This window comes from Micromonospora luteifusca (assembly GCF_016907275.1).
In the GTDB taxonomy this organism is placed as follows: domain Bacteria; phylum Actinomycetota; class Actinomycetes; order Mycobacteriales; family Micromonosporaceae; genus Micromonospora; species Micromonospora luteifusca.
The window spans coordinates 3,454,345-3,472,163 of sequence record NZ_JAFBBP010000001.1; the positions used below are offsets into that span (position 1 = coordinate 3,454,345).

The 17,819-nt window shown below is 67.5% G+C and carries 20 protein-coding genes; 13 read left to right on the top strand and 7 right to left on the bottom strand.

The genetic code is table 11. From position 1 onward, the window contains the following. Positions 1–50: 50 nt before the first annotated feature. The 7 genes from JOD64_RS15585 (at position 51) to JOD64_RS15615 (ending at position 5,444) form a co-directional block, all read left to right on the top strand. The gene (locus JOD64_RS15585; RefSeq protein ID WP_204942891.1) at positions 51–662 is read left to right on the top strand and encodes a dihydrofolate reductase family protein; all 612 of its coding nucleotides are present in this window, start codon (positions 51–53) and stop codon (positions 660–662) included. Next, positions 659–1,612, top strand: coding sequence for a GNAT family N-acetyltransferase (locus tag JOD64_RS15590; RefSeq protein ID WP_204942892.1), 954 nt, complete (start codon positions 659–661; stop codon positions 1,610–1,612). Before JOD64_RS15585 ends, JOD64_RS15590 begins: the two co-directional genes overlap by 4 nt. Positions 1,613–1,763: 151 nt before the next feature. Beyond that, positions 1,764–2,321: a GNAT family N-acetyltransferase gene (locus tag JOD64_RS15595; RefSeq protein ID WP_204942893.1), complete on the top strand. Its 558-nt coding sequence runs from the start codon at positions 1,764–1,766 to the stop codon at positions 2,319–2,321. 211 nt (positions 2,322–2,532) lie between these two features. Continuing rightward, the gene (locus JOD64_RS15600; RefSeq protein ID WP_204942894.1) at positions 2,533–2,973 is read left to right on the top strand and encodes a YbaB/EbfC family nucleoid-associated protein; all 441 of its coding nucleotides are present in this window, start codon (positions 2,533–2,535) and stop codon (positions 2,971–2,973) included. Beyond that, entirely contained in the window at positions 2,960–3,280 is a 321-nt protein-coding gene (locus JOD64_RS15605; protein ID WP_204942895.1) for a hypothetical protein, read from the top strand. Before JOD64_RS15600 ends, JOD64_RS15605 begins: the two co-directional genes overlap by 14 nt. After that, the gene (locus JOD64_RS33490) at positions 3,277–5,040 is read left to right on the top strand and encodes an ADP-ribosyltransferase (protein ID WP_204942896.1); all 1,764 of its coding nucleotides are present in this window, start codon (positions 3,277–3,279) and stop codon (positions 5,038–5,040) included. The genes JOD64_RS15605 and JOD64_RS33490 overlap by 4 nt, the downstream gene beginning before the upstream one ends. A gap of 23 nt (positions 5,041–5,063) precedes the next feature. Then, positions 5,064–5,444: a hypothetical protein gene (locus JOD64_RS15615; RefSeq protein ID WP_204942897.1), complete on the top strand. Its 381-nt coding sequence runs from the start codon at positions 5,064–5,066 to the stop codon at positions 5,442–5,444. Between the two features lie 84 nt (positions 5,445–5,528). On the opposite strand, the gene JOD64_RS15620 is transcribed toward JOD64_RS15615, so the two are convergent. From JOD64_RS15620 to JOD64_RS15635, 4 genes are all read right to left on the bottom strand, one after another. After that, positions 5,529–6,455, bottom strand: a complete 927-nt coding sequence (locus tag JOD64_RS15620; RefSeq protein WP_204942898.1) for a peptidase inhibitor family I36 protein — start codon at positions 6,453–6,455, stop codon at positions 5,529–5,531. Between the two features lie 6 nt (positions 6,456–6,461). Next, the gene (locus JOD64_RS15625; RefSeq protein ID WP_204942899.1) at positions 6,462–7,346 is read right to left on the bottom strand and encodes a peptidase inhibitor family I36 protein; all 885 of its coding nucleotides are present in this window, start codon (positions 7,344–7,346) and stop codon (positions 6,462–6,464) included. A gap of 53 nt (positions 7,347–7,399) precedes the next feature. After that, entirely contained in the window at positions 7,400–8,263 is an 864-nt protein-coding gene (locus JOD64_RS15630) for a peptidoglycan-binding domain-containing protein (protein ID WP_204942900.1), read from the bottom strand. A gap of 260 nt (positions 8,264–8,523) precedes the next feature. Further along, positions 8,524–9,534, bottom strand: a complete 1,011-nt coding sequence (locus JOD64_RS15635) for an NBR1-Ig-like domain-containing protein (protein ID WP_204942901.1) — start codon at positions 9,532–9,534, stop codon at positions 8,524–8,526. Between the two features lie 136 nt (positions 9,535–9,670). Here JOD64_RS15635 and JOD64_RS15640 point away from each other — a divergent pair, with 136 nt between their 5' ends. After that, positions 9,671–10,087 carry a hypothetical protein gene (locus JOD64_RS15640; RefSeq protein WP_204942902.1) on the top strand — a complete coding sequence of 139 codons (417 nt, stop codon included), beginning with the start codon at positions 9,671–9,673 and terminating at the stop codon, positions 10,085–10,087. Positions 10,088–10,253: 166 nt separating this feature from the next. Here the strand turns inward: JOD64_RS15640 and JOD64_RS15645 are convergent, their stop codons facing one another. Next, a complete protein-coding gene (locus JOD64_RS15645; protein WP_204942903.1) occupies positions 10,254–10,811 on the bottom strand; it encodes a hypothetical protein in 558 nt (185 codons plus the stop codon). A gap of 258 nt (positions 10,812–11,069) precedes the next feature. Between JOD64_RS15645 and JOD64_RS15650 the strand changes: the two genes are divergently transcribed. The 3 genes from JOD64_RS15650 to JOD64_RS15660 all read left to right on the top strand — a co-directional run bounded on the left by JOD64_RS15650 (position 11,070) and on the right by JOD64_RS15660 (position 13,697). After that, positions 11,070–11,417, top strand: a complete 348-nt coding sequence (locus JOD64_RS15650) for a hypothetical protein (RefSeq protein WP_204942904.1) — start codon at positions 11,070–11,072, stop codon at positions 11,415–11,417. A 529-nt stretch (positions 11,418–11,946) separates the two neighbouring features. Next, the gene (locus JOD64_RS33495; RefSeq protein ID WP_204942905.1) at positions 11,947–12,675 is read left to right on the top strand and encodes a DUF4396 domain-containing protein; all 729 of its coding nucleotides are present in this window, start codon (positions 11,947–11,949) and stop codon (positions 12,673–12,675) included. A gap of 383 nt (positions 12,676–13,058) precedes the next feature. Next, on the top strand, positions 13,059–13,697 hold the full coding sequence (locus JOD64_RS15660; protein WP_204942906.1) for a hypothetical protein: 639 nt from the start codon (positions 13,059–13,061) through the stop codon (positions 13,695–13,697). 809 nt (positions 13,698–14,506) lie between these two features. Here JOD64_RS15660 and JOD64_RS15665 read toward each other — a convergent pair. Together JOD64_RS15665 and JOD64_RS33785 are read right to left on the bottom strand one after the other, a co-directional pair. Beyond that, a complete protein-coding gene (locus JOD64_RS15665) occupies positions 14,507–14,680 on the bottom strand; it encodes a hypothetical protein (protein ID WP_204942907.1) in 174 nt (57 codons plus the stop codon). After that, entirely contained in the window at positions 14,677–14,895 is a 219-nt protein-coding gene (locus tag JOD64_RS33785; RefSeq protein WP_204942908.1) for a flavin reductase, read from the bottom strand. The genes JOD64_RS15665 and JOD64_RS33785 overlap by 4 nt, the downstream gene beginning before the upstream one ends. A gap of 499 nt (positions 14,896–15,394) precedes the next feature. Here JOD64_RS33785 and JOD64_RS15675 point away from each other — a divergent pair, with 499 nt between their 5' ends. After that, entirely contained in the window at positions 15,395–15,619 is a 225-nt protein-coding gene (locus JOD64_RS15675; RefSeq protein ID WP_204942909.1) for a winged helix-turn-helix domain-containing protein, read from the top strand. Positions 15,620–16,137: 518 nt separating this feature from the next. Next, positions 16,138–17,355: a DNA sulfur modification protein DndB gene (locus JOD64_RS15680; protein ID WP_204942910.1), complete on the top strand. Its 1,218-nt coding sequence runs from the start codon at positions 16,138–16,140 to the stop codon at positions 17,353–17,355. Positions 17,356–17,819 lie beyond the last annotated feature (464 nt).

Consider the following 17,819-nt stretch of genomic DNA (forward strand, 5'->3'; position numbering starts at 1 on the left):
GGGCGTCGGAGCGAGAGACAGCAACCGGCGCCGCAAGCAAGGAGATGTCCGTGCGCAAGCTCGTGTACTACATCGCCGTCACCCTGGACGGCTTCATCGCCGCTCCCGACGGCGCTGACCCCACCGGCCCCGGCGGGTTCTGGCCCATCCCGGACGACTACCTGCACCACCTCGTCGCCGAGTATCCGGAGACCCTGCCCGGCCCGGCCCGGCAGGCGTTCGGCATCACCGACGAGGGCAGCCGGTTCGACACCGTCCTGGAAGGGCGCAACTCCTACGAGGTGGGTCTGCGGGCCGGCGTGACCGACGCCTACCCACACCTGCGCCACCTGGTGTTCTCGCGCACGCTGGGTCGGAGCCCGGACCCGGCCGTCGAGGTCATGTCCACGGACCCGATCGCCACGGTGCGTGAGCTCAAGCGGCACGACGGCAGGGACATCTGGGTGATCGGCGGCGGCACTCTGGCTGGTGCCCTCTACCCCGAGATCGATCAGCTGGTCGTCAAGCTCGCACCGTTGACCATCGGCGCCGGCATTCCGCTGTTCGGTCGCGACGCCGTCTTCGCCCCACGCACCTGGCGCCTGATCGACCACACAGTCCTGGACAGTGGCGCGCTCTTCCTGACCTACACCCGCACCACGAAAGAAAACGAGCCCACATGAACAGCAGCATTTCCCCCGACGGCGTCACGATCCGCCCCATCACCGGCGCGGACGAGATCGACCTGTTCAACCGCCTGCCGTACACGATCAACCACGAACTCGCCGACGACCTGGTCGCTCAGCGCCGCCGACCGGAGTGGATGTGGGTGGCCCTGGATGGCGACCGTGTGCTGGCCAGGGTCGCCTGGTGGGGCCGCGGCGGCGACAGCACTCCGCTGCTACTGGACATCCTCGACATCGAAGACGGCGCCGAGGACCTGACCGAGGTGGCGCAGGCACTGTACGAGACGGCCGCGAAGCAGGTCCTGCCGTCCGGCACCACCCCACCCGAGTACGGTCGCTTCCTCCCGGCGGACTGGCGCGAGGACCCGGACACGTACCGGGCGGTGCGACGGAGGATGGGCGTCCTCGAGAACACCGGCGCACACCTGACGGTCGAACGGCTGCGCCTGGAATGGCGTCCCGGAGCCGACGTGCCCGCGCCCGACCAGCGCCTGGCCTTCCGCCCGGCCCTCGACACCGACGAGTTGGTAGCGCTGATGACCCGCACCCTGGACGGGACCCTGGACGCGCACAGCCGTGCCGACCTGGCAGAAATGTCTCCGCACGAGGCCGCCGTCAAGCACTACGAGCAGGAGTTCGCCACGTTCTCCAGCCCTCGTCAGTGGTGGCGCATCGGCACCTTGGGCGAAAACGGCGAGCCGGTCGGGTTCGTCGTCCCGGCGCGCAACACCTACCACCCGGTGATCGCCTATCTCGGCGTCGTGCCGGAACACCGGGGCCACGGCTATGTCGATGGTCTCCTCGCTGAAGGCACCCGGATCCTGGCCGCCGAGGACGTCCCACGCATCCGCGCCGCCACCGACCTGGGCAACGTCCCCATGGCAAACGCCTTCGCCCGCGCTGGCTATGTCAACTTCGAACGTGCCATCAACATGGCCTGGCAGTGAGCCACGCGCGCCGGCCCGAAGTTCAGGTCACCGGGCACTCCCGCCCGGTCTGACCGTCGATCTGACGGCCGGTCGCGCTGGGCTCTCCGCGAGTGCCACCACCGCGGATAATCCTGCGCGACGACTTGGGCGTGGCCCTACGCTCCCCACCATGTTCTCTCCAGTACAGATCACCTCCGGTGGTCTAGAGATTCGCGAGTTCGGGCCGCAGGATGCGTTCCAGGTGGCGGCATTCGTGACGAGCAGGGATCTGACGGCGCTGCCGCCGGGCCCCCCTCAGTCCGTCGCCGAGGTGGACGGGTGGCTGGCCGAGACGGTGCGCCGGCGGCTGGACGGCGTGGGTGTGCTCCTGGCCATGGTGGCGAAGGTCAGCGGCGAGATCGTCGGCAGCATCGGGTTGCGTGACACCGACTGGAAGGCCGGACGCAGCGAAGTCGGCTACGGGGTGCTGGCCAGCCAGCGCGGTCGAGGTCATGCGACCGAGGCGGCCCGCGCGGTCGGCCGATGGGCGCTCACCGACGGCGGGATGCGGCGAATCCAGTTGCACGCCCGCGTTGACAACGTCGCTTCCCTGCGGGTCGCCGAGAAAGCCGGATACCAGCGGGAAGGCACCCTGCGGATGGCCGAATGGGATGGCGAAAAGGACCATGACCTGGCCGTCTTCTCGATGATCGCGGCAGATCTCGGGTTCGCCGAAGCCGGTCGCTGACCCGACGCTCCCGTCTCCGGTCGGGTGGAACGCTGCTGTACATCGCTCTCACCGGTGCGCCAGGTCGGCCCTCATCGGGTTGGCAGGGGACGTCATCGCGGCCTGTCATGTCGTACGGTGTGTGCGCCGTGGCTGTCGGTTGCTGGACGGCCGGCGGCGCGGGTTGGGCGCGCGATCAGGCAGGGCGTGTCCGGCGACGGGGGAGGATGACATGACCCAGATGCCGATGGGCGACTACGGCGCGGCGACCGAACGATTCGTGGCTTCCTGGACGGCGGGTGTCTCGGAACGGGCGGCACAGGCGCAGGCGCTCTCCGAACGAGTGGCGGACATGTCCGCCACCGCCGATGGTGCCGATGGTGCGGTCCGGGTCACGGTGGCCGCGTCCGGCGTGCTGACCGACCTGCGCCTCGATGACCGGGTGCTGCGGTGGCGGCCGGCTGAAATCGCCGCCGAGGTGCTGACCGTGATGCGGCGCGCACAGGGACGGCTTGCCGCCCAGGTGGCCGAGGCTGCGGCCGAGACTGTCGGGTCCGACTCCGAAACCGCCCGGGCGGTCGTCTCCAGCTACGAACGCCGCTTCCCGGAGCAGCCCGAGGACGACAGGGACGACTCGGGGCCCGAGGCGGGAGGGCGCAGTGACCGCCGCTAAGGGCTTCGAGGTCACCAGTTCTGCACTGGTGCAGCACGCCCGCTCGGTGGACCGGATCGCCGGGGAGATGGAGCACGCCCACGCCGCGGCGGAGCATGTGGTGATGGGCTCCGACGCGTACGGGAAACTGCCTGTCTGCCAGATGATCCCGCTGTTTTTGAATCTGCTGCAGGATCGGGCCGTGGCCGCGCTGGCCGCCGCCGAGGAGTCCCTGCGCAGCGCCGTGGGCGGGCTGGAGTCCAACGCCCGTGCCTACGACGAGGCCGACTGCGGCATCTCCGCCGGCTTCAGCGGAATGTACCGGTGAGCGCTGACGCCGCCATCCCGCTGGTCGCGGCACGAGAGGACACCACCGGCTGGTACACCGGCATCGGCGTGGCCGAGGGCATCGCCGGCCTGCGTACCGGCATCGAGTCGGGCTCCTGGGTGGACGCCACGATCGGCGGTGTCGGCGCGTCGATGGAGGCATTGGCATTCTGCACCGACCCCCTCGGGTCGCTCGTCTCGTGGGGCGTGGCGTGGCTGATCGAGCACGTGGAGCCTCTCTCCGACGCGCTCGACTGGTTGGCCGGTGACCCGGACCAGATCACCGCTTACGCGCAGACCTGGCACAACGTCGCCCGTCACGTCGGCACGCAGGCAACGGCCTTCGGCGCCGCGGTGGGCAGCGACCTCGCCGACTGGGCGGGTGCGGCGTCGGACGCCTATCGGGCGTACGCGTCGCGGCACGAGGGCAGCCTGAACGACATCGCGTCGGCCGCCGACCTGATCGGCATGCTGGTCGAGGGTGCTGGCCTGCTGGTGGCACTGGTCCGCGAGCTGGTCCGGGACCTGATCGCCGACTTCGTCTCGGTGCTCGCGGTCCGGCTCTGGGAATGGCTTGCCGAAGCCGGCCTCACCCTGGGCCTCGCCACCCCGTGGGTTGCCGCGCAGGTGTCCGCTCTGGTCGCGAAGTGGGTCGCGAAGGTGGCCAAGGTCCTCACCGCTCTCGCGTCCAGCGTCAACCGGCTCCGTCCAATCCTCTCCCGCCTCGGCGAAATCGTCGAAACGTTGGAGGCGGTGCTGAAGAGCCTGCGGCGTTCCCCGGGCGGGGGCTCCACATCCCCGGACCTGCCGACCACCGGCCCCAGGGTCGACGGGCCGTCGACGACGGGGGCCGGCAATGGGCCCGGCGGCGCGACGGCGGCACCGCCCTGGGCGGTGGACAGCCCGCCCGGTGGCGGACCGACTGGTGCTTCCCCGGGCGGGGCCTCCCCGGACGGGACCTCGCCGGGAGGGACGTCGCCGGGCGGAGCTTCCCCGGGCGGCGCTTCCCCGGGAGGGGCCTCCCCGGACGGGGCCTCCCCAGACGGGACCGACCCGGACGGCTCAGCTCCGGACGGGACCGACCCGGACGGGACCGACCCGGACGGCTCAGCTCCGGACGGGACCGACCCGGACCTCGACCCGGCAGACGGGCCGGTACGGCCGGCCGATCAGCCGGACCCTAAGACGTTCGCCAGCAACCCCGACGGTGCCGCTTGGGGAAAGGAAACCTGGGCGCAGGCGCACGCCGACCTGACCCCCGACCAGACCGACGCGCTCAGGTGGTACACCGGTGAGAAGCCTCCCGGGGCAGATCCGTGGCCGCCGGACTACAAGGACATCAACGGTGCGCTGCGTGGACACTCGCCGACCAGCCCGGAGCTGTCCGAGGTCATCACCCGGATCGACGAGTCGATGAACCTCCGACCGGTGCCGGAGAACGTGATGGTCACCCGGGAAACCGGCCTGAACGCCTTCAACTGCGATCCCGCCGACCTGGTCGGCAGCACCCAGCATGAGCCGGCGTACCTGTCGACGGCACTCGGCCCGGACCCCGACTTCGCCCCGCACAAGCCGGTCGTCCTGCACCTGGAAGTGCCCGCCGGCACCCCCGCCATGTACGTTGACGGCGTCTCCGACTTCCCCGCCGAACGGGAGTTGTTGCTCGGTCGGGGGCAGACGTACGTCATCGACTCCGCCGACTACGACGCCGCCGGCCGCCTGCACGTCCGTGGCCGCATCGTCCCCGGCCCGAGTAACTGAGAGGTGCCATGATCCGCGGCCCCATGTCGGAGGATCCGGAGTTCCAGACCGTCTCCATGCCCGACAACTACCCGGGCACCACGGCGTCGCCGGTGCGGATTCTGCCGGTGCAGCTCGGCGGACGGACCATCGGTTACCTGTGGGCAGCCGTGACCGACGATGCGGCCGGCTTCGTGGAACGCCCCGATGCCGGCCACGTTGGGCTCAACGCGCGCATCGGCTGGGTGCAGCGCATTCGCTGGGCGAAGGCCAACCAGGTGCCCCCGCTGCAGGTGCTGCGGCAATGGGCCGGCAAGCCGGAGCACGCGAAGGCCGGGTTTGTGCCGGACGTGGCGGCGCAGGAAGCGCCGAGCCTCGCGGCACTGCAGGCCTACGCCCAGCAGCCCGAGGCGCAGCAGCCGTAACGGGCACGGTCTACTCGGCCAACTCGACCACGAACGCGCCGCCCGTCGCGGATCTGCGGCGGGCGGCGCGGGTGGTGCGTGACGTCAGGAAATGACCACGTCGCTGTAGTAGTAGTGCAGAATCGCCTGGTAGGTCTTGCCCGCGTTCGCTTGGTCACGCGAGCCGTACTGCGACATCCAGTTTCCGTCCACCCAACCGCCGCACGCGGTGGTGGTCGCACAGTAGTGCGCCCGCAGGATGTTGCCGCTCCGGGTCATCCGGGTCGACCAGGTGCGGTCCACCGCGGCTGACGTCGAGGCCACCGCGGACGACGGCCGGTACACCTGGTCGTTGGTGTTGTCAGCGACGTCGTAGCACTGCCCGGAGGGCGTCTTCCGGGTCGAGTGCAGCGCCCAGTACCAGCCGTAGCTCTTGACGGCCATCGCGCCGGCGTCCAGCGAAGCGGCCGGCCAACTCGTCACCCATTCGTTCGGGAGGACGTTCTTGACGTAGGTCTTGAAGTCAACCCGGTCGACTCGCCCGAGACTGACCCGGTAGACGAGGATGGTGGTCGGCAGCTTGCTGTTGGTGCCGTCGGTGCTGCAGCCCGTCACCCCGCCCGTCAGCAGCTCGTGCGATGCGTTGTTGTTCTTCAGCGTGGCGTTGAGGTTGCCCTTCGCCCCGGCAGCGAAGTCCTGGCTCGCACCGGCGAAGTTGCTGTTGAAGTAGACCCGCACCGTCTTGGAGGTGCGGTTCCACACCGACGCGGCGTTGTTCTTCACGCAGACGCCCTTGCCGCTGCCCGCGCCCTTGAACTCGTAGCACGACGGCTGGGTCGTGCCGTAGTCGTCCTGGGAGTCGGTGAAGTCGGAGACCGAGCCGGCCTGGTTGCTGTTGTAGTAGTAGCAGAACTCGCCGCTGTCGCAGACCCCGTCCCGGGCCGCCGCCTGCGCTGGCGAGGCGACGGTCAGGATGGAGGTGGTCATGGCGAGGACGGTGCCGACGACGGCGAGGCCCTTGCGAAGATTCATGGCGTCCTACTTCTCGTTGTAGCCCTGGGAGTTCCAGAACGCGGTCGGGTCGGCGTTGTCCAAGGTGGAGTCGCCGACGCTGACGGCCGCATGGGTCTGCCGGCCGGCCCGGACCTCGACGTGGGTGTGCGCGGCAGAGCTGGATGACACCCCGTGCCACGACTCATCAGCGATGATCTCGCCCTTGCTGATGGCATCGCCCACGCTCACGCCAGACTTCGGCGCGGTGTGCAGGTAGATCACCGACTTGTTGAGCGAGGAGTTGTAGACGGAAATCGTGGACAGGCCTCCGCTGCCGGTGCTGCCCGACGCGACGTAGATGACCGTTCCGGAGACCAAGGCGCGCACGTCCGAGCCGACGCTGCGGGCGATGTCGATGCCCTCGTGCCGGCCGGGCGTGGTGGTGTATCCGTCGAAGCCGCACGTGACCGAGCCGCCGCTGGCCTGGTACAGGGCGTACGACATGTTCGTGCGCGTCGACGGCGAGAACTGGTGCGAGGCGTTGTTGTTCTTCAGGGTGGCGTTGAGGTTGCCCTTCGCGCCGGCCGCGAAGTCCTGGTAAGAACCGGCGTAGCCGCTGTTGAAGTAGACGCGCACGGTCTTGGTGCTGCGGTTCCAGACCGAGGCGGCCTCGTTCTTGATGCACAGGCCCTTGCCGGCACCAGCGCCCTTGAAGTCGTAGCACGAGGGCTGCTCGGTGCCGTAGTCGTCGAGCGAACCGGTGAAGTCCGAGATCGAGCCAGCGTTGTTGCTGTTGTAGTAGTAGCAGAATTCACCGCTGTCGCAGACCCCGTCGCGGGCCGCCGCCTGCGCCGGTGAGGCGACGGTCAGGATGGAGGTGGTCATGGCGAGCGCGGCGCCGACGACGGCGAGGCTCTTGCGGATGTTCATGGTGTCCTTTCGGGGACAGTGAGCGATGGTTGGCGGATCGGATCGGGTGCGGGTCACTGCCCGCGCTGGTACTGCTCCCAGGTTTTGAACGGAACCTGGGGACCGTCGTCCGGGCCCTGGTTGGCCAGCCCGTTCATGCCGAGGTAGTAGTCGCCGACCTGGTGCTGAGCCTGACTGGACAGGTCGGTGTCGCTGGTCGCCACGGCGTGGATGTGCCACGGCCAGTCACCCTGATTCGGATTACGGACCCACGCGGCGAAGCCGACCTGGCGCAGAGCCCGGGCGACGGCCGTGCGCCTGGCCGCGGTCATCCCGGTGACCGCGATGTCCACCACACCCCCGCCGTCGTGCGTACCGGCCGAGGTCGGGTCGCCCCCAGGGTTGTACGAGCCCTGTTCGAGTACCAGGGTGTAACCGAGCAGACGCTGAGCCTCGGCCAACATCGCTTGCGTACGGGCGTCGACGACGTACCCGTCCCGCTGGACCTTCGCGCCAGGGCCGATCGTGTTGCTGACGGTGTACCGGTTCTGCCCGAGCTTCGTCAGCGAAGTCGTGCCGGGCAGCCCGTTCGCGGCCAGGCCGGTGTAGCCGAGCGAGCGCTGGTAGGCCGCGTACGCCGAGATGGTCACGGTGCCGAAGTAGCCATCGACCCACTGTGCGTCCAGCAGGCCTCGCGCCTGGAGCGCCTGCTCCACGGCCAGCACGGAGTTCTTCGCGCCCGGGGTCAGTGTGTTGTCTGCGCGACGGGGGTCGATCTGGGCAGCCAGAACGGTGGCCTCCATGGATACGACAGGCAGCGCGGCCGTGGTGACGCTCGGCTGGGCTGTGGCGCCGGATGTCGCGGCCCAGGCATGGGCCGGGACGCTGACGGCCCCGCAGAGCAAGGCGAGCCCGACGGCTATCCAGGGACGGCGCATAGACGATCCTCCTCGTAGGTGGTGAGTCACGTTGGGAACGGACTCACCCTGCGAGAAGGGGCCTACTGTTCGGTACCCCCTGGTCCTGTCAGATCCGCCAGACCCTCACGGACCTCGATGGATGCGGTGTTGTCAGCTTGGCTGGCTCCCGGAACTGACATCGAGCATTCGCGTCCTGACACCTGTGGTGGCCCCCGCGACCGGAAAACCGACCGGAGCGGCGGCTCGGCGGGCTTGACCGTCGCCGTCGGCAGGCGGGCTCAGGCCGTGACGTTGACCAAGAAGTAGACCGGCCGGCGGCTGGGGAAGAACTCCTGCCCGTGCTCGTCGACCATCTTCCAACTGACCCAGCACTTCCCGGGGTGGTTCGGTGCGGTGACCTGAACACTGATGTTCACCTGCTCGCCGGGCGGGGTGTCACCGACCGGCACCCGATCCGGCATCCGACAACCGTCCGCGTCGGCGGTAGGGTTCGTCCGCGCCAGGAAGCGGTTGTGCCAGTCGACCTTTCCCACGTTGGCGAGTGTCCACACCTTTACGAAGGTGGAGTTCACCGGCACCCGCGTACCGTCGGGGATGGTGGCGTCGACGACGAACTTGCTCGAATCCCCGGGAATCATCGAGTCCGAAAACGGTGTCGATGTCGGTGACGCCTTCGCGGCGCTGGAGCCGTCCGGCGACGACAGATTGCGGACGATGACGCCCAGGGCTGCGGCGACCACCACCAGCACCGCGGCGGCGGCGAGCCACGGCGACCGGCGTCGGCGCGCGCCCGTGGCTTTGTCCTCCACCGCCTGCGGGTCGTCCGCGCCCCGCAGTGCGAGCTGGCCCTCCGGCACGTGGGTCGAAGAAGCGGCCGATCCACCGGCCGCCGGGGTGTCCATGGAGTCTGACGTAGCGGCGCTCACGGCGTTGTCCACAGTGCCTTGTGCCTCGGCGTCGGTCGGAGGGTCACTGTCGACCGGCGCTGGTTCGCCAACCGGGACAGCGCGGACCGTCACCTGACGCTGAGCGGCCTCCCATTCGCGCCGCCACTGGACCTCGTCGGCTTCGCAGGCCCGGACGAACTCCCGCGTGGTCTCCCACGAGGGAAACCTGGTCCCGGCGGCAGCTTCGTGCAGCGTCGTGTGCGAGATCCGCCCCGACCGCCCAGCCATCTTCCGGAATGACGGGTTGCCCACGGTGCTTCGCAGTGTCCGCAAGTGTTCGGCGAATCTTTCGGCGGCCACCCGGTCCTGGATCGGTTCGGTGGCAGCACGCTGGTCTTCCATCCGTCCCCCATGTCAGACGTCGTCGTCAGGCGTTGTCAGGGCGTGTAAGAGGGTACCGAACGAACCTCGACGACGATCATCGTGATGGATGAAGACACCGGACGCGACGGATCCGGTGCATCGAAGGAGGTCACCGATGAAGAGCCTTTCCCGACGTAGCGTGCGCATCCTCGCGGCCGCCGGGCTGGCCATGCCCGCGGTGCTGGCGTTCTCCGGACCCGCGTACGCCGAGACCAACCCCCGCTGTGCGGGCTCGGTGCAGATCGGCGCGACCGCGTACGTCACCGTCGGCGGGCAGACCGCCGCATCCGTCAAGCAGTACAAGGGCTGCGGCAAGAACTACGCATACACGTACGTGTGGCAGCAGTACCGGGCGAGCCACGGCTCGTACCAGGTCTGCACCTCGATCGTGACCGGCAACACGCTGCGCGACCTGCAGTGCTCGAGTGGCCCGGAGGTCTGGTCCTTGGGCGCCAACACGCTGTCGGAGTGCACCCGGGCCCTCGGCGGGATCTCCGACGTGGCGCAGAAGGAGACCGGAGTGCGCTGCTGACCAACAGCTCCAGGTGCGGGGGGCGGCGGTGCAGGTGACCGCCGAGCGCGGCCGGCGGTCTTCCGCCGAGCCGCGCGACCTCGGCCACATTGAGTGCAGTCCCCGGACGGCCGATGACGGCAGGGTGGTGCAAAGTCGTCGCCGGCCTCTCGGTCGTGGTCACCAACTACCGCGACGCGGGCAGGTTATCCGCCTGACTGTCATCGGCCAGCAGCGCGACGCTTCCACTCGGCGCGTGCACTGGACCGGCGTTCCTTGCGAGATAACGCGACAGTGGCCGCCTGCCCAACTTCAAGGCAGCGCTGGTGACCACCTGGTCACGCTGTTGGGAAAGCTCGGCGAACCGGGCACGCACCTCAGGCAGCGGTTGGTGCAGCGCGCAGGTGGTACGGAAGGTCCTGGCCTGGTCGGCGAAGGCCTGGTTGGCCGCGGCCGAAACGAACGCCACCTCGCTGCGGCGGGCCGCCCCGGAACTGCTGGCGACCGAGGCGAGGACGGCGGCCATCAGGGCCGCGACCGCGGCTGCCGTAACCAGTTCCGCAGAGGCCAGCCCGGCGGCCCCGGAGGCGCCGGCGAGTACCGCTGAAGAGACAGTGGTCAGGGTGTTCCAACGTTGCCACCACGCGGCCTGCCGCAGTTGAAGTGCGGCCCACGTGACGTGGCGTTGTTCGAGAAACTCGGCTTCGGCGATGAACCCGGCCCGCTCAGCCCGCTCTCCATCCACGCACGACATTGTGTCAGCGTCCTGCCATCGTCATACCGATGTCCGCCTGAGTGTCGAGCTCTGGACAGTGGGCGAGGCGCGCGTGTCACCGGCGCCTCGACAGATCAGGCACCGACACCCACCAACCGCCGTGCCGAGGGCCTGCCGCTCGCGCGTCTGTCGGATAGCTTGTCCGGTATGGGCATTGATAATGATCGCCGTCGAGCTGCTACTGGCAGCTCTCCGGACGGGAGCGCTCGGGCCTCGTCCCGGCCACCCGTGCCGGTGCTCATCGCCGCACTGCTCGTTGCCGTGGGCGCGCTGGTGCCACTCGGGTTGCTCGTCCTGGTGCTGTCCGAGTTCGATGGCGACAAGGCCAACCTGCTGCCAGTGCTACTGCTCACCTTGGTAGGCGTGGCTGTCTGCGCGTCCACCGGGTATGGGCTGTGGCGCGGCTGGCGGGGGTCTCGGATCGTGGCCGTAGTGCTCGGTGGCCTGCTACTGCTATCGGGGCTGAACTCGCTCGGGTCCAGCGATTTCGGATTCCTGCCGATCGCGTACGGCGCATTGGTGGCGCTGCTCCTGCTGGTTCCCGCCTCCGCCCGAGCCTGGTTCCGTCCTTCCTGACGCGCCGCTCGTCACTCCGTTGGTCACTGATGGGCCAGCGGTAGTCGTAGCCGATCGCATCCCGGCACTGCCCTACCCATCGTCGCCCTGTTCGGCTCGCCGGCTGGTCGGGGTGGTCTGCTCGGCTGCCCGGGTCGATGGCGGGCGGGATGGATTACCGCGACCACCCACGGACCCGGCGGCTGCCGACGATATTGCGATTTTGGGCAGGTCCCGTTGGTCGACGGCCTCACCGGCTCGTACCTGGGGCTGCGGATTGTCTTGCGCCCACGACGAATCGCCCGCTTCGCACCGGGCGCGAGTGCAGCGATATGCGCCGCGGATCACGCCCCCGATGGCCTCGGCGAGTGGATCAGGGTCGAGTCGAGTGCCTGTCGATGAACTGAAATCGGTGCGTTTCGTCAACGGTGCGAGTAAAAGCTGAAAAGCTTGAGCGCGTCCACGTGGCTTCGTTGCCCCATGCTGCCTCACTCGTCCGCGCTGGCGTTGCGTCACCACCTCGTGCGCGGGAAGGAGAGCTATGCAACAAATGTTGCTGGTGTTGCTCTCGTGGATTTCACTTGGTGCGGGGATTGTTAGCTCAGCCTTGATCGCCGTAGACACCCGCGTTCGCGGGTACCGCCAGCCGATCAAGAGCGAGGAGTTTGTCTGGCCCATAACCGGGCTCTACCTCGGCCCAGCCGCCGTCGTGGCGTACCGGCGTTGGGTCAGGCCCCATTCCCGCAGGTGGCAACAGCAAAACGGCAGGCCGCCGAGAAGGCCACGTCAAATAGTCATCCTAACCGGGGTTTGTCAGTGCGGCGCCCACTGCGCTCTCGGCGTCATCCTCGGTGAGATGGTCGTCTTTGCGGGTGGCATCAGATTGGCGGGCGACACCCTGTGGGCCTCTTACATCAGCGATTATATTGGGGCGGTCGTCGTAGGGGTGGCGTTCCGATACTTCACCTCGGTTCGCAGGGGCCGGCTAAGGATGTGGGATGCATTAGTGACCGTCTGCAAGGCTGACCTGCTCGCGGTGACAGCCTTCGAGATAGCTCTGTTTGTCTGGTTGGCGTTCTCACACCATGTCATTGCCCCGGAGCCTCCATTGAACCCGACCACCCCGGCCTTCTGGTTCTTCATCCAGATCGGACTGGCCAGTGGCTTCGTCGCCGCATGGCCAGCAACCTCTTGGCTGGTCCGCCGTGGAATCAAAGTAATGCCATGGCCCGCGCCCGACGGAGACAAGTTGCGACGCCGCAGTCAACCTCAGTCGTGACGTGTGGTCCCCATGGACGCGGTGTGCAGTTCAACGTCGAGGCAGGCGCCGAAGACGGTTTCCGGGACTGCCTGGACGTCCGTAGGCAGCTCGATGCGCGGCACAGCGCCACCGTAGGCTTCTTAGTCGCATCGCGAGGCAGCAGGATGACCCCTTGACCCCCAGGCAACACCGACGCTTGACCTGCTCCCTCGCAACAGGGTGAGCTGCAAGAACAGTCCGGCGGCGTCCACGGTTGTCCGCCGACGTACGTCCCGGTCGTCACTCAGTTGGTCACCCGGTCCCACCGGGACCTGGTATGTCCAGCCTCCCGGGATGAACGTTTGGTAGAGGTCAGGCTGGCGATCTCGACAACCGGTGATCATGGTTGGCAGACTGCCGTAATGAACGCACCGCTGGCCCAACGACCGAACATTTACCGCGGCCGGCTACTGGCGGTGGGGGCGGGCTGGCTGGCGTTGGTCGGCTCGTACCTCGTCCTCCTGCCATTCTTCGGTGTGCTGTCGGTCGTCACCTCGTCGGTGAGCGCCCTCGGTTGGCTGTGGGTCGCCATCATGCCCACAATCGCCGCCGTGAGGCTCGCGGGCAACAGGGTGTGGTTGGCGACGGCGACCTTCAGCGTGCTGGCCGTGCTCGCCGGCGCAGGCTTTTGGGCGATCGGGTCGCCCCAGTTCACCGCAGAGGCCTACTTCCGACAGCATCGCCACGACCTGGCGCAACTGGCTTCCGATTTCCGCACAGGACGAATCAACGGCGACGCCGACCTGCCCTGGCGGTTGCGGTTTCTGACCATCGATGGCCAGGCTCACCGTCGGTGCGGCTTTACCGACCAGCAGACCGGGCACAAAACGTGCGCACTGTATCTGGCGATGTGGCAAGACTTCCATGCCGAGAGCGGCGGCGGAATCGCCTACTACCCGACGGCGCTACCGCCTGAGCCCTACTCAGCCATTGCCACCGCTTCCGGTGACGACGGGGTACCTGTTCGTGAGCTCGGTGAGGGCTGGTGGGTGGTGGAATAGCCGCGCCATAGAACAAGTCGACTCAGTGGCACTGTCAGCTTGGGAATCGGGTTGATTGACGTCCTCCCGCCGAAGTTGCGAACGCGATTGATTACGAGATTCCCAACACGTACTCGACACTTCAGGCTCTCGAGCGTGCAGGACTCGTTGAGATGATCTCGGGGGAGACGCCCCAGCGGTGGAGGCTAGCCCCGCGCTACCGCACTACTGCGGCCGTCTTCATGCGAGTTGCCTCCCGCGTCCGCAAGGGAGAGTGGACAACGTACGGGGGGATATCTCGATCGCCGTTCGGGGTGACACCAAAGCAGCCAGGGGCGTAGGTAGGGCGGCTGCAGCCCTTGCCGCTTCCCCCAACCCCGAGCGGATCTTGATGGACGGGGGAGTGGTGAACCCGAATTGGCATGACCGGCACGGCCACGGACCGGACCATTGCAGGCCATTGCTGGAGGACCAGGGCGTCAGGTTTGACGGCCGTGCCGACCCGAGCCAACGAGTCGCTTGGGATGAGTTGCGGCGGCGAGATGAGGACGAGCCGGTAGAGGCGTAGCGGTCTTCGGGCCAGCTGTCATAGCCAAGTGTGGCTGGAATGCCTTCGCTGCTGTGCCGGCCACACTCACGGCAACAGCGACCCCGATACGAGGCCGCTGACCTGCGGAAGAGTGGGCCGCCAGGGACTCGAAACCTGAACCTATGGATTGCCGGCGAGCCGGCCGGATCGGGAGCGATGCGAGGTCATTCGGCCTGCTGACGCGTTTCTCGGCCTGGTTCGGCTGGCACGGTTGCTGTACTTCGCTGCTGTACTGCTGGCATCAGACGAGGCGTCGGATGCGGACCTTGGGGTGCTCGTTCCTCAAGTGGCTGTGCTTGTGTTGGCGGACCTGTTCGTCCCAGACCTCTTGGTCGTAGTCGGGGTCCGGTGGGATCCACTTGTGGGAGCCGTCGCTGTAGTGGAACTTCTCGTCGCCGGGTCGCAGGATGCTCATCGGGTCCAGCCAAGGAAGCGGTGATGCAGGTGGCCGGCCGGGACGTGGGTCAGGTCCTGGGCGGCGTTGACGAGCTGCGCGGCCAGGTAAAGGGCCAGTGACACCGGTGCGCGGTCGTACTCCGCTCGCAGTTCCCGCCGCCGCGTCTGACAGGGCCAGTCGGCACCGCAGCCGCCGCACGTCCAAACCGGTGTCACCGGTAGGTGGGTCGTCATTGCGGGCCGTCCTGACTCGGCCAGTGACCGCGGTTGATTGGGATGAGGTGGCGGCTTCTGCATGGCAGGTCGGCTCCGCAGCGGCAGACGCGTCGCCAGTGCCGCCAGGACCAAATCGGCCGGTGGCGTCGGGCCAGGGTGAGCGCCGCTGCGATGACGTACTCGTCGTAGGTCACCCGCCGCCGACTGCTCTCCGACCTTCGCTGCCAATGTCCGGAATCCCCGGTCGCACGGCCGGCACCTGCGGTTGAGGCAGTTGCATCGTTTGGTCTGGTCACCCTGCCTCCCGCCGACGCTTGGGGGGTTCCGTGGGCACCCGGTCAGCCGTGTCCGGAGACAGGGCACCCACGGCGGGGCGACCCGGCCGCCAAGCTGGGTAACCCCACAAGCAACGTAGGACGCAATGTGCGCATAGTCAACGACTGGCAACACATAGCGTTGTAAGTCGAGCCTGGGGTGTGGTCTGCTTGCACCAGCCGCCAAGCTGGGAGCACCACCTATGTCTGAAGCTGCGTACCTACAGGTCGCCCGAGATATCCGCGAGCAGATCAGCTCCGGCCAGTTGAAGCCGGGCGACAAGCTGCCGTCCTTCGCTGCCTTGTGTGAGCACTACGAAGTCAGCAACACGGTGATCCGCGCCTCCATGCTCGTGCTCAAAGCTGAGGGCTTGATCGACGGGCGGCAGGGCAAGGGCGTCTACGTCGCCAACCCGCTTCCCAAGTAGGCCGCTGGCCGACCGGCGAATCCGGGGGCCTCGTTTACAAGCTTTGTGACAGCTCGTCCGCCGTCGGCCGCCCGCGTCCGCGACCTCGGGTGACTGTTCGCACCCGGCGCCCGACCGCTGTCCTTGTCCGGGCCAGTTGCTGTCAGCGCTGCCGCCAACGGGGCTAGGCGGCACGCAAGCTTTCGAGGTCAGCGACCCGGTGTCCAGCTACAACCGGCTGCATCAAGGAGCACAGCGCTACACCTGCTCCGACCCCCGGCGGACAACCTCGCACGCAGATGAACGAGACCATGAACGAGAGTGCCGAGCACCCCTGACTGCTCGCAGCGACGCGCTAAGGCGCGTTGCTCCCCTGCATGCTTCCAAGTCGCGCCCTGCATCACGGCGTTCGCGCGCCTCTCCGTGGCAGTACGCGCTTGGACTATTTCCTTACGTGCCCTTGTGCGCGTAAGACGTGCACGAGTACGGTGTGGACTGCCCGGCGCCCACTGACCGCACTCCAAAAGCGAGGTAAAACAATGGCCAGTCCACTGACAGCGACCACGGAGCACACCGATCTCAACGTCGCATCCGCTGCGGCAAACTTCGAAGCGACCGCAGTCGGGGGCCGCGTCTTCCCATGCGTGGTCTTCAAGCAGGGAAGCCGGACCATGGTATCGACCAGCTTCCCCTACTCCTTCATCGCCCGGAACGTGGTGACGAACTCGGCACTCAAGGGCGAGAGCCCGCGAGAGAGCCAGAACCGGCCGCTAATGCCCGAGCACGCCAAGTCCATCAAGGAGTACGTGGTCGCCAACGCGTCCGACTACATCCTGCCGCCGGTCACTCTCGCGGTGACCGAGCACCCCTCGCTACACGTGGTTGGTGCCCCCGGTGCTGCCATCCGCATGGGCTTCATGGTTGTGGATGACACGGTGCCGTTCACCGTGACCGACGGGCAACACCGCATCGCAGGCTTGGTCGGCTACCCCTCCGGGCGCTCGACGGCGCCCGGCGCACTGGACGCGGTCCCGGGGTTGAGCAAGGATGGCATGGCGGTTCTCATCGTGATCGAAACGGACAGGATCCGGATCCAGCAGGACTTCGCTGACGCCGCTCAAACCAAGCAGATCCCGCCGAGCCTGCTGGCGGTCTACAACACCCGCGAGCCGGTCAACCGAGTGCTCAGCCAAATCACAACGAAAGCCCGACTCTTTAAGGGTCGGATCGACGAGAGCTCGAAGACCCTGCCCAAGGCGTCGCAGCACGTCTTCCTACTCAACCAAGTCCGCGGCTTCGTCAAGGAGATGCTGTTCGGAGACTACGCGATGAGCGAGGACTCCCTTACCAAGCAGACCGCCCAGCGCCTCGCCACCGGCGACAAGCAGGAGGAGTTCATCAACGACACCCTAACGATGCTTGAGGTCCTCACCGAGCACATGGAGCCGTGGTCGACCATCGCCAGGATTCAGCCGGGCACTGGCGTAGCCAACCAGATTCCCGACTTCCGGGCTACCTACATCAACATGACCGCGACCGGCCTCAACATCATCGGGCGGATGGGCTACGAGATCGGCAAGGAACCGTCAGCGGAATTGCGCCGTGACCGCTACGCTGCGCTCGCAACTAAAATCGATTGGCGCCGTGATGCTCCCCTTTGGAAGGGCACGATCATCTCGGCCGAGAACAAGATTGCTACTCAGCGTGGCCCGGTCAACGCTGCCGCCGCCCGGGTCCGCGAGGCCCTCGGCTTCTGATCCTTACATCCCGATGGGTTATGGATGTCAAGCTCCGCCCGCAGTCTCGCTGGGCGGAGCTTGATCTCTTCGTCCCGAACGCTGGTACGGCGCAGTGTTTGGTGTCAGCCACTGCCGTCCTGCACTGTCGAGCAGGACCCCTCTGCTGCTTGGTGTCGTCTGCTGCCGGGCACTGCTGGGCGTCTCGCTGCCTATCGGCTGCTTCGCCCGCTTCGACGGACCACCGGATTAAGAGGCACAGACCGAGCGGGGAAGGTCGCCGCGCCGCCTCGGCTGTCGTGTCGGCCGACCCATGGCTCTGGTTAGTTGGGCTCGCCTCGGTTGCTGTCGCCGTTGCTGTTACCGCATTATGAGTCGATCGCAGCCTGCTGATCGTTGCGGCCCTGCTCCTCGTCGACCTGAGCCTCAGGTTTGCCAGCGGCCGCTGCTGCTCGGCGGCTTGGCAGCTCCGATGGCTGCTCGGC

What these genes read in the sequence shown, in the direction of transcription:
- JOD64_RS15590 (WP_204942892.1), top strand. Translation starts at nt 659, where the DNA reads ATGAACAGCAGCATTTCCCCCGACGGCGTCACGATCCGCCCCATCACC.
- JOD64_RS15595 (WP_204942893.1), top strand. Translation starts at nt 1,764, where the DNA reads ATGTTCTCTCCAGTACAGATCACCTCCGGTGGTCTAGAGATTCGCGAG.
- JOD64_RS15600 (WP_204942894.1), top strand. Translation starts at nt 2,533, where the DNA reads ATGACCCAGATGCCGATGGGCGACTACGGCGCGGCGACCGAACGATTC.
- JOD64_RS15615 (WP_204942897.1), top strand. Translation starts at nt 5,064, where the DNA reads ATGTCGGAGGATCCGGAGTTCCAGACCGTCTCCATGCCCGACAACTAC.
- JOD64_RS15620 (WP_204942898.1), bottom strand. Translation starts at nt 6,455, where the DNA reads ATGAATCTTCGCAAGGGCCTCGCCGTCGTCGGCACCGTCCTCGCCATG.
- JOD64_RS15625 (WP_204942899.1), bottom strand. Translation starts at nt 7,346, where the DNA reads ATGAACATCCGCAAGAGCCTCGCCGTCGTCGGCGCCGCGCTCGCCATG.
- JOD64_RS15630 (WP_204942900.1), bottom strand. Translation starts at nt 8,263, where the DNA reads ATGCGCCGTCCCTGGATAGCCGTCGGGCTCGCCTTGCTCTGCGGGGCC.
- JOD64_RS15635 (WP_204942901.1), bottom strand. Translation starts at nt 9,534, where the DNA reads ATGGAAGACCAGCGTGCTGCCACCGAACCGATCCAGGACCGGGTGGCC.
- JOD64_RS15640 (WP_204942902.1), top strand. Translation starts at nt 9,671, where the DNA reads ATGAAGAGCCTTTCCCGACGTAGCGTGCGCATCCTCGCGGCCGCCGGG.
- JOD64_RS33495 (WP_204942905.1), top strand. Translation starts at nt 11,947, where the DNA reads ATGTTGCTGGTGTTGCTCTCGTGGATTTCACTTGGTGCGGGGATTGTT.
- JOD64_RS15660 (WP_204942906.1), top strand. Translation starts at nt 13,059, where the DNA reads ATGAACGCACCGCTGGCCCAACGACCGAACATTTACCGCGGCCGGCTA.
- JOD64_RS15665 (WP_204942907.1), bottom strand. Translation starts at nt 14,680, where the DNA reads ATGAGCATCCTGCGACCCGGCGACGAGAAGTTCCACTACAGCGACGGC.
- JOD64_RS33785 (WP_204942908.1), bottom strand. Translation starts at nt 14,895, where the DNA reads ATGACGACCCACCTACCGGTGACACCGGTTTGGACGTGCGGCGGCTGC.
- JOD64_RS15675 (WP_204942909.1), top strand. Translation starts at nt 15,395, where the DNA reads ATGTCTGAAGCTGCGTACCTACAGGTCGCCCGAGATATCCGCGAGCAG.
- JOD64_RS15680 (WP_204942910.1), top strand. Translation starts at nt 16,138, where the DNA reads ATGGCCAGTCCACTGACAGCGACCACGGAGCACACCGATCTCAACGTC.